Origin of the sequence: Rhodococcus sp. (in: high G+C Gram-positive bacteria) (assembly GCF_049591685.1) — a bacterium.
GTDB lineage: Bacteria > Actinomycetota > Actinomycetes > Mycobacteriales > Mycobacteriaceae > Rhodococcoides.
In genome coordinates this window covers 1-8887 of record NZ_JBAWFH010000295.1, presented here as the reverse complement: position 1 = coordinate 8887, position 8887 = coordinate 1, and the positions used below count along the sequence as shown (strand labels likewise).

Here is an 8887-nt window from a genome sequence, read left to right as displayed (position 1 = left end):
CACACTGTCCTACACACTTCACAGCCAGACACACACCGTACAACCTCGTGTCCCGCACCTCTCGGCAGCGGGTCGGTGTCCGTGTCGCTCTGACTCGACAAAAGTTACGCGAGGAGGGGACGTCACGCAAATCCGCAGGTGACGACAATCGGGCTCACCGTTTCCGCAGGTGACGGCGGCCGCCCCAATCCTCACAACGCGACGCCGAGCCAATTGCGAGACTGTGACCCCGGACATAGTTGCTCGCGGTTGTCAGTTCAGCGCTCGAACATGCTGCGGCACAGGGACGTCAGCGTCGAGATCGGAAGTTGGTATCGGTTTCCCGAGTACGCGACGCACCGGAACGACACCCGCCCACACGCCGCCCGCGTCGATGTCGCCCGCATCGTCCGACGGATCGCCGTAGCGAGCCTTCACCGACGCCTCGTACAGCGGGAGCGCTAGTACGACGGTCGCAGCCAGCTCCTTGGCGGTATGCGGTCGCAAGTGTTCGCTTCTCCCCTCGACTACCTGATCCACGATCGCGTCGAGCGCGCGCACGCGCTCGTCTTCGGAGGTCACAACTCTCGGCGTACCCAGAACGACTGCACTTCGGTAGTTCATCGAGTGATTGAAAGCGGATCTCGCGAGAACGAGCCCGTCGAGCACGGTGACGGTGACGCAGATTTCGGTTCCAGGTGCCTGGACGAGACTGCGCGCGGCGACCGACCCGTGCAGATACAGAGTTCCACCGCGATCCGGCCCGTCGTAGTCGACTCCGAACGCGGTCGGCACCACGCGAACGGATCCGTCGACGTTCACCCCGAGATGACATAGCTTCGCCACCGACAGAACGTCGGCGAGACCGCGCCGATCGGTCTGGGCGCGACGACGTCCGCGCCGGATCGTCGAGCGAGGGGTGGGAGACAGCGGTTCGATTCCTTCGTTCACCGGATTGATCCTTCCGCACGACTGGCCTCCCGTCATGGTCCAGTGAGGCTGGATCTTTGTAGGCCACTCGACATCTTTGTAGGCCACTCGACGCATCTCGGAGGTTTTCATGCTCCCCTCTTCGATCGGCGTCACGCTCGATCGCGGCGACGCGCGCACGTTGCCCGTGCAGATCGCGGATCGCATCAGGGCGGCAATCACCAACGAGAGTTTGGTCGCGGGAGCTCGCTTACCCAGCAGCAGAGCACTTTCCGTCGATATCGGAATCGCCCGAGGCGTTGTCGAGAGTGCCTACGAACAACTGATCGCCGAGGGGTGGCTCGAACCGCGACGCGGCTCGGGGACATACGTTCGCGCGCTCCCTACCGGGCGAGCGCCGGCCGCGCGTGGTGGGGAGCGCCCGAACGCGCGAAACACAGAGCACTCAACCGGTGGGCGACGGATACGACTCGGTACCGGCTCCCCCTGGGTACCAGCATCCCTGTCCCCGGCATGGAAACGCGCATGGAGAGACGCCGGTAGTACCACTCCCCCGCACGCCTACCCCGACCCGCTCGGTGAATCGGACCTCCGCGGAGCCGTCGCAGACCTGCTCGGCCGAGCGCGCGGCCTGCACACTTCGGCGGATTCGATCGTCATCACCACGGGCAGCATGCACGGATTCGGCCTGACTCTCGCTGCCCTCGCTGGGACGGCGCGACTTTCGACGCCGATACTGGCGCACGAGAACCCCGGGTACTCGGTTGCCGCGACCACCGCCGCGCGGTCTGGTTGGTCGGTGTTCGGCGTTCCCGTCGATGCCGACGGACTGCAGACGCACGATCTGGACTCGGCGCCGCGGCACACCGCAGCGGTTTACGTGACTCCTTCTCACCAGTACCCGACCGGCGGCCTGCTGACAATCGGGCGCCGCCGCGCATTGGCCGACTTCGCGCGCGGCCGGGAGGTGATGATCATCGAGGACGACTACGATTCCGAATTCCGTTACGACGTAGCACCTTTGCCGACCGTAGCCGAACTCGCCCGGGACAGGACGGTGTATCTGGGCACGGTGGCGAAGACTCTGGGCGCCGGTATTCGACTCGGTTGGTTGGTGGCGCCTCCCCACATCGTCGACGAGATTGCCGTTGTTCGTCGCGACACCGGAGACTATCCATCCGTACCGGTGCAGCACGCCATGACATCGCTACTGCGAGACGGCGAGTGGGACCGCACCGTTCGAGCCGCCAGGCGACGTTATCGGGAGCGTGACCGCATCGTTGCTGCCGCCTTGGCACCGTTCGGCGCGCTACGCGGAGTCGGCGCCGGCATGCATACGACGTTGTTGATCGACGCCGATCGCGCGCAGCACGTATCCGCTGCGGCCGCGGGGCGAGGCGTCGACGTCGCAACCTTGGCGGAATCGACGCGCGGCGTCTCACCGACGTCAGGACTGCTCATCGGGTACGGATCGGTGTCCGACGACGAACTCGCGTACAGCCTCGACGTGCTCACCGACGCACTGCGATCGATCAGCTGACGCGTTCGATGCTCCCGCCGAGCGCGGTGAGGTTTTCGACGAAACGGGGGTAGCCGCGATCGATGTGGTAGACGTCGTGCACCTCGGTGACACCGTCGGCGCACAGACCTGCCAGGACCAATCCGGCACCGGCCCGGATGTCGGACGACCACACCGGCGCACTGGACAACTGTGGGACGCCGCGCACCACCGCGTGATGTCCGTCGGTTCGGGCGTCGGCGCCCAGTCGAATCATCTCCTCCACGAAGCGGAACCGCGCTTCGAAGACGTTCTCGGTGATCATCGACGTTCCGTCGGCGACCGCTGCCAGCCCGATAGCCATCGGTTGGAGGTCCGTAGGGAAGCCAGGGAACGGCAACGTCGCAAAATTTACGGCCGTAGGTCGCTCGCGCTGCACCACCCGGAAGCCGTCCGCTTCGGAGGTGACCTCGGACCCGGCAGATCGCAGTTTGTCCAAGACCAGCGACAGGTGCTTGGGGTTGACCCCGTGCACGCGAACGTCACCCCTCGTCATCGCGGCAGCGATTCCCCAGGTGGCCGCGACGATACGGTCACCGATGACCCGGTGGGTCGTGGGCTTCAGGACGGTAACGCCCTTGATGGTCAACGTCGAGGTGCCGGCTCCGCTGACTCGAGCACCCATCTCGTTGAGCATGTTGCAGACGTCGACGATGTCGGGTTCGCGCGCCGCGTTGTCGATGACGGTTTCACCCTTGGCCAGCACCGCGGCCATCAGGATGTTCTCCGTTGCTCCGACAGAGGGAAAGGCGAGCCGGATGTTCGCGCCACGCAGCTCCTCGGCCTCGGCTACTACACATCCGTGCTTGATCTCGCTGTGGGCGCCGAGCAGTCGAAGCCCCGACTGATGCATGTCGAGCGGTCGTGACCCGATGGCATCGCCACCCGGCAAGGCGACAACCGCGCGTTTACATCGGGCGACGAGCGGACCGAGAACACACACCGAGGCACGGAACTGCGTGACAGCCGGAAAGTCGGCATGGTATTTGGGCTCGGCCGGCGTCGTGATGTGCACGACCGACCCCTCGAGTACCACTTCGCACCCGAGCCCTCGGAGCACCTCCGCCATCAGCGGAACGTCCAGGATGTCCGGGCAGTTGGTGATTGTGCTCGTTCCTTCGGCCAGCAGCGCGGCCGCCATCAATTTGAGGACGCTGTTCTTCGCACCGCCCACCGACACCTCGCCGACGAGTCGGTTTCCACCGGATACCAAAAAGCGTTCACTCACAGTTCGACAGCGTAGCTGCGGGTTCGTACCCGCCGTCCGAGCGGTACCGTGGCGCCATGGCCGTGCACTTGACTCGTATCTACACCCGAACCGGCGACGACGGAACCACCGGTCTGAGCGATTTTTCCCGGGTGACCAAGAACGACCCGCGTCTGGTCGCCTACGCCGACTGCGACGAGACCAATGCGAGCCTCGGAGTCGTTCTGGCACTGGGCAATCCGCCGGAGGACATCGTCCGGATCATCCGCACCGTTCAGAGTGACCTCTTCGATGCCGGCGCAGATCTGTCCACCCCCGTGGTCGAGGATCCCAAGTACCCGCCACTACGCATAGACGAGAGCTACATCGACCGCCTCGAAGGCTGGTGCGACGAGTACAACGAGAGCCTCGAGCCGCTCACATCGTTCATTCTGCCCGGCGGCACACCGCTCGGGGCGCTACTACACGCATCGCGCACAATCGCCCGCCGCGCCGAGCGCGCTGCATGGTCCGCCGTCGAGGCGTCACCCGATGACACGAGCGTCCTGCCCGCCAAGTACCTGAACCGGTTGTCGGATTTGTTGTTCATCCTCAGCCGGTATGCCAACCCGGAGGGCGACGTTCAGTGGACGCCGGGAGCATCACGCTCGACCGGCGAATAGAGCCGCAGCTCAGGCTGCGGGACGACCGCGTTTGGACCGGCCGGACGGACGAGACTCCAACCACGACATGAACGCCGTCAACGCACCGCGGTCGAGCGCAATCTCGTAGTGGCGGCCATCGTCGGTGAGCGCGAGCACTGCGATCTCGTCGCTCATGATGTCGAACTCGTCTTCACGCGGCGTTCGTCGCTTACCCAGTTCGATGCCCTGACGGGTCATCCGGTGATCGGGGCCGGGCCGCAGGCTCGACAGTTTGAAAAACACGAGGGTGTTGTCGCCGTAGCGAATGACTCCGTGACGCCAACCGGTACCGCCGACCGACGGTGTGACCCGCATGATCGCCGCGGTACCACCGCGCCGCAAGATCGTCAGACGGTACAGAAAAGCCGCGACGAGGCCTGCGAGCAGCACGACCAGGATGACCAGAACGATCACTCCGATGTGCATCTCGACAGGCTCCGCCGCGGCTTTCCGATGACCTAGGCCCGCTCAGCCGCGCGAATTCGGCCCTTCGCCACAGCGAGGGCTTCCTTGTCGTCGCCGCCTGCGTCCAACACTGCCCGGGCAGCTTCGACGTCGATGTCCTGAGCGAAATCTGCAGACTCCGCCAGGACGGTAACGGTCTTACCCGTCACCGACAAGAAGCCGCCGTGGACAGCAGCCACGATCTTCTCCCCGTCGGTGGTGGTGATCGAGACCGTTCCTGCTTCGACGAGCTGGCCCAGTACGGGCTCGTGGCCCTTCATGATGCCGATCTCACCCTCAGTTGTCTGAGCACTGACCAGGGTCGCGTTGCCGGACCACAGTCTTTGCTCGACCGCGACGAGTGAAACTTCCATGCCGTCCGTTTCTGCAGAAGTCACGTCGGGCTACTTTCCGGACATCTTCTTGGCCGCTGCCTCGACGTCGTCGAGGCCACCACAGCTGTTGAAGGCCTGCTCGGGAAGGTGGTCGTACTCACCCTTGGTGACCTTGTCGAACGCCTCGATGGTGTCGGAGAGCGACACGACCGAGCCCGGCTCACCGGTGAACTTCTCGGCGACGATGAAGTTCTGGCCGAGGAACTTCTGGAGGCGACGTGCGCGGCCGACCAGAACCTTGTCCTCTTCCTGAAGCTCGTCCATACCGAGGATGGCGATGATGTCCTGCAGTTCCTTGTACTTCTGCAGAATCCGCTTCACCTCGTTGGCCACGCGGAAGTGCTCGGCGCCGACGATGCCAGGCTCGAGGATTCGCGAAGTCGAGCTCAACGGGTCCACAGCGGGGTAGATACCCATCTGCGAAATCGGACGCGAGAGCTCGGTGGTTGCGTCGAGGTGGGCGAACGTCGTCGCAGGCGCCGGGTCGGTGTAGTCGTCGGCGGGGACGTAGATCGCCTGCAGCGAGGTGATCGAACGTCCACGGGTCGAGGTGATGCGCTCCTGGAGCTCACCCATCTCGTCCGCCAGCGTCGGCTGGTAACCCACGGCAGAAGGCATACGTCCCAGAAGGGTCGACACCTCCGAACCTGCCTGCGTGAAACGGAAGAGGTTGTCGATGAAGAGCAGCACGTCCTGGCCCAGAACATCGCGGAAGTACTCCGCCATGGTCAGAGCGGACAGGGCGACGCGCATACGCGTGCCCGGCGGCTCGTCCATCTGGCCGAAGACGAGGGCGGTGTCCTGGAGGACGCCCATCTCTTCCATCTCGAGGTGAAGGTCGGTGCCTTCACGGGTGCGCTCGCCGACTCCTGCGAACACCGAGGTGCCCGAGAATTCACGAGCGATACGGGTGATCATTTCCTGAATCAGAACGGTCTTGCCGACGCCGGCACCACCGAACAGACCAATCTTTCCACCCTTGACGTACGGGGTGAGCAGGTCGATGACCTTGATGCCCGTTTCGAGGATTTCGGTCTTTCCCTCGAGCTGATCGAAGGCTGGTGGCTTGCGGTGGATGCCCCACTGCTCGCCGTCGCGACCGAGACCCGGGGTGTCGAGGCAGTCACCGAGGGCATTGAACACGTGGCCCTTGACGACGTCACCGACGGGAACCGAGATCGGCTTGCCGGTGTTGTCAACCGTCGTGCCGCGGACGAGTCCGTCGGTCGGCTGCATCGAGATGGTGCGGACCAGGTTGTCACCGAGGTGCTGTGCAACCTCGAGCGTAAGGGTCTTGGCCACGGTCGACAGAGTGATCTCTGCGTGGAGGGCGTTGAACAAGGCGGGGATGGCGCCGCGCGGGAACTCGACGTCCACAACGGGGCCGATGACCCGAACGACACGGCCGGACTGTGTGTCCGCTCCGCTCGCGTTCTCTTGGGCTACTGCTGCGGTCATTGCTTAGTCACTTCCTGCGCTGTCAGCCAACGCGTTTGCGCCACCAACGATTTCGCTGATTTCCTGGGTGATCTGGGCTTGCCGAGCCTGGTTTGCCTGACGGCTCAGGGTCTCGACCAATTCGTTCGCGTTGTCTGTCGCAGCCTTCATGGCGGTACGACGCGCGGCCGACTCGGATGCAGCCGCATCGAGCAGCGAGGCGTAGATCCTCGTGCTGATGTACTTCGGCAGCAGAGCCGACAGAAGCGTTCCGGCTTCGGGCTCGAAATCGTACTGAGCCTGAACGTCCGACGCCGAGGGCGAATCGGTGAGCGCGTCTGCACCCATCTGAATCTCCTCGTCGGTGTACGCGATCTCCAGCGGTGCCATGCGGCGGACTTCGGGCTGCTGCGTCAGCATCGACACGAATCGCGTGTACACGATGTGCAGTTCGTCGACGCCCTCGACGGTGCCTTCACCGTTGGGTGCATCGACCTCCGAGCCGGAACCCGCCATGAACAGCTCGACCAGGTGCTTGCTGGCCTTCGCTGCGTCGGAGTACGCGGGCTGCTGTGAGAAGCCGGTCCATGCACCCTTCACGTCGCGCTCACGGAAGGTGTAGTAACCGAGTCCCTTTGCACCGAGCACGTAGATGACCGGATCCTTGCCCTCCTTGCGGAGCAGCTGGAACAGCTCCTCAGCTTCTTTGAGGACGTTGGCGTTGTAGCCGCCCGCCATGCCGCGGTCACTGGTGACAACCAGAACTGCGGCCCGCTTGGGCTCCGAACGCTCGGTCAGCAGTGGGTGTTCGAGCGAACCCGAAGCACTCGCCAATGCCGAGAGCACCTTGGTGATCTCTTCCGCGTACGGCTTGGATGCGGCAACACGCGCCTGCGCCTTGGTGATTCGCGATGTCGCAATCAATTCCTGCGCTTTGGTGATCTTCTTGGTCGAGTTGACCGACTTGATCCGGGAACGCAGCTCGAGAATGCTTGCCATCAGCTGTTCACGCTCCCTTCTCTACTCGTTACGACACTGGGCATCTCGCAGACCTACTTGCTGACTGTCTTGCGCGTGACGTTGACCTGCTCGTGGCTGACCTCGTCCGGGTTCATCGTGTCGGCTTCTGCCTCGTTGACGACGCGGTTGCCCTCGGAGTCGAGGAAGCCTGCCTTGAACTTCTCGGTGGCTTCGGTCAGTGCCTTCTGCGTGTCTTCGTCGAGAGCCTTGCCACCGGCGATGCTGTCGTAGACGCCGCTGGCGTTACGGTGCAGATCTTCGAGCAGCTCGGTCTCGAAGCGACGGACGTCGCCGACGGGAACCGAGTCGTACGTACCCTGACCGGCGAGCCAGATCGACACGATCTGATCTTCGACCGCGACGGGCGAGTACTGATCCTGCTTCAGCAGCTCCACGAGGCGAGCGCCACGCTCGAGCTGAGCCTTGGAGGCAGCATCGAGGTCCGAGGCGAAAGCCGAGAACGCTTCCAGCTCACGGAACTGAGCAAGCTCCAGACGAAGCGAACCGGAAACCTTCTTCATGCCCTTGGTCTGCGCAGCGCCACCGACTCGGGAGACCGAGATACCGACGTTGATCGCGGGACGAACACCCTTGTTGAACAGGTCGGACTCGAGGAACACCTGACCGTCGGTGATCGAGATGACGTTGGTCGGGATGTACGCCGAGACGTCGTTGGCCTTGGTCTCGATGATCGGCAGAGCCGTCAGCGATCCGCCGCCGAGCTCGTCGGACAGCTTGGCCGAACGCTCGAGCAGACGGGAGTGCAAGTAGAAGACGTCACCAGGGTATGCCTCGCGGCCCGGCGGACGACGCAGCAGCAGCGAGATGGCGCGGTACGCCTCTGCCTGCTTGGTCAGGTCGTCGAACACGATGAGGACGTGCTTACCCTGGTACATCCAGTGCTGGCCGATGGCCGAACCGGTGTACGGGGCGAGCCACTTGAAACCGGCCGAGTCGGACGCGGGAGCGGCGACGATGGTCGTGTACTCCAGTGCACCCTGCTCTTCGAGCGCGGCCTTGACGCCGGCGATCGTGGAGCCCTTCTGGCCGATGGCGACGTATATGCAGCGGACCTGCTTTTTCTCGTCGCCGGACTCCCAGTTGGCTTTCTGGTTGAGGATGGCGTCGATGCACACGGCGGTCTTGCCCGTCTTGCGGTCGCCGATGATGAGCTGACGCTGTCCGCGACCGATGGGGGTCATCGCGTCGATGGCCTTGATGCCGGTCTGCAGCG

At 64.0% G+C, this 8887-nt stretch carries 9 protein-coding genes; 2 read left to right on the top strand and 7 right to left on the bottom strand.

Going from position 1 to position 8887, the window contains the following annotated elements; all coding sequences use genetic code 11:
• Nucleotides 1-252: 252 nt before the first annotated feature.
• Nucleotides 253-930, bottom strand: coding sequence for a pyridoxamine 5'-phosphate oxidase family protein (locus tag WBQ44_RS12320; protein ID WP_495566971.1), 678 nt, complete (start codon nucleotides 928-930; stop codon nucleotides 253-255).
• Between the two features lie 109 nt (nucleotides 931-1039).
• On the opposite strand from WBQ44_RS12320, the gene pdxR reads away from it, so the two are divergent.
• Nucleotides 1040-2449 carry a MocR-like pyridoxine biosynthesis transcription factor PdxR gene (pdxR, locus tag WBQ44_RS12315; protein ID WP_495566970.1) on the top strand — a complete coding sequence of 470 codons (1410 nt, stop codon included), beginning with the start codon at nucleotides 1040-1042 and terminating at the stop codon, nucleotides 2447-2449.
• On the opposite strand, the gene murA is transcribed toward pdxR, so the two are convergent.
• Nucleotides 2442-3695 carry a UDP-N-acetylglucosamine 1-carboxyvinyltransferase gene (murA, locus tag WBQ44_RS12310; protein WP_495566969.1) on the bottom strand — a complete coding sequence of 418 codons (1254 nt, stop codon included), beginning with the start codon at nucleotides 3693-3695 and terminating at the stop codon, nucleotides 2442-2444. The genes pdxR and murA overlap by 8 nt on opposite strands.
• A gap of 56 nt (nucleotides 3696-3751) precedes the next feature.
• On the opposite strand from murA, the gene WBQ44_RS12305 reads away from it, so the two are divergent.
• The gene (locus WBQ44_RS12305) at nucleotides 3752-4336 is read left to right on the top strand and encodes a cob(I)yrinic acid a,c-diamide adenosyltransferase (protein ID WP_495566968.1); all 585 of its coding nucleotides are present in this window, start codon (nucleotides 3752-3754) and stop codon (nucleotides 4334-4336) included.
• A gap of 9 nt (nucleotides 4337-4345) precedes the next feature.
• Here WBQ44_RS12305 and WBQ44_RS12300 read toward each other — a convergent pair whose 3' ends face one another.
• The 5 genes from WBQ44_RS12300 to atpA form a co-directional block, all read right to left on the bottom strand.
• On the bottom strand, nucleotides 4346-4783 hold the full coding sequence (locus WBQ44_RS12300) for a DUF2550 domain-containing protein (RefSeq protein WP_495566967.1): 438 nt from the start codon (nucleotides 4781-4783) through the stop codon (nucleotides 4346-4348).
• A gap of 32 nt (nucleotides 4784-4815) precedes the next feature.
• Complete coding sequence (locus WBQ44_RS12295; protein WP_495566972.1) at nucleotides 4816-5175, bottom strand: F0F1 ATP synthase subunit epsilon; 360 nt, start codon at nucleotides 5173-5175, stop codon at nucleotides 4816-4818.
• A 30-nt stretch (nucleotides 5176-5205) separates the two neighbouring features.
• Nucleotides 5206-6654 (bottom strand): F0F1 ATP synthase subunit beta, encoded by a 1449-nt coding sequence (atpD, locus tag WBQ44_RS12290; RefSeq protein ID WP_495566966.1) that lies wholly within the window; start codon nucleotides 6652-6654, stop codon nucleotides 5206-5208.
• A gap of 3 nt (nucleotides 6655-6657) precedes the next feature.
• Nucleotides 6658-7632, bottom strand: a complete 975-nt coding sequence (locus WBQ44_RS12285) for a F0F1 ATP synthase subunit gamma (RefSeq protein ID WP_495566965.1) — start codon at nucleotides 7630-7632, stop codon at nucleotides 6658-6660.
• 53 nt (nucleotides 7633-7685) lie between these two features.
• A partial coding sequence (atpA, locus tag WBQ44_RS12280; protein WP_495566964.1) for a F0F1 ATP synthase subunit alpha occupies nucleotides 7686-8887 on the bottom strand: 1202 nt, incomplete at its 5' end.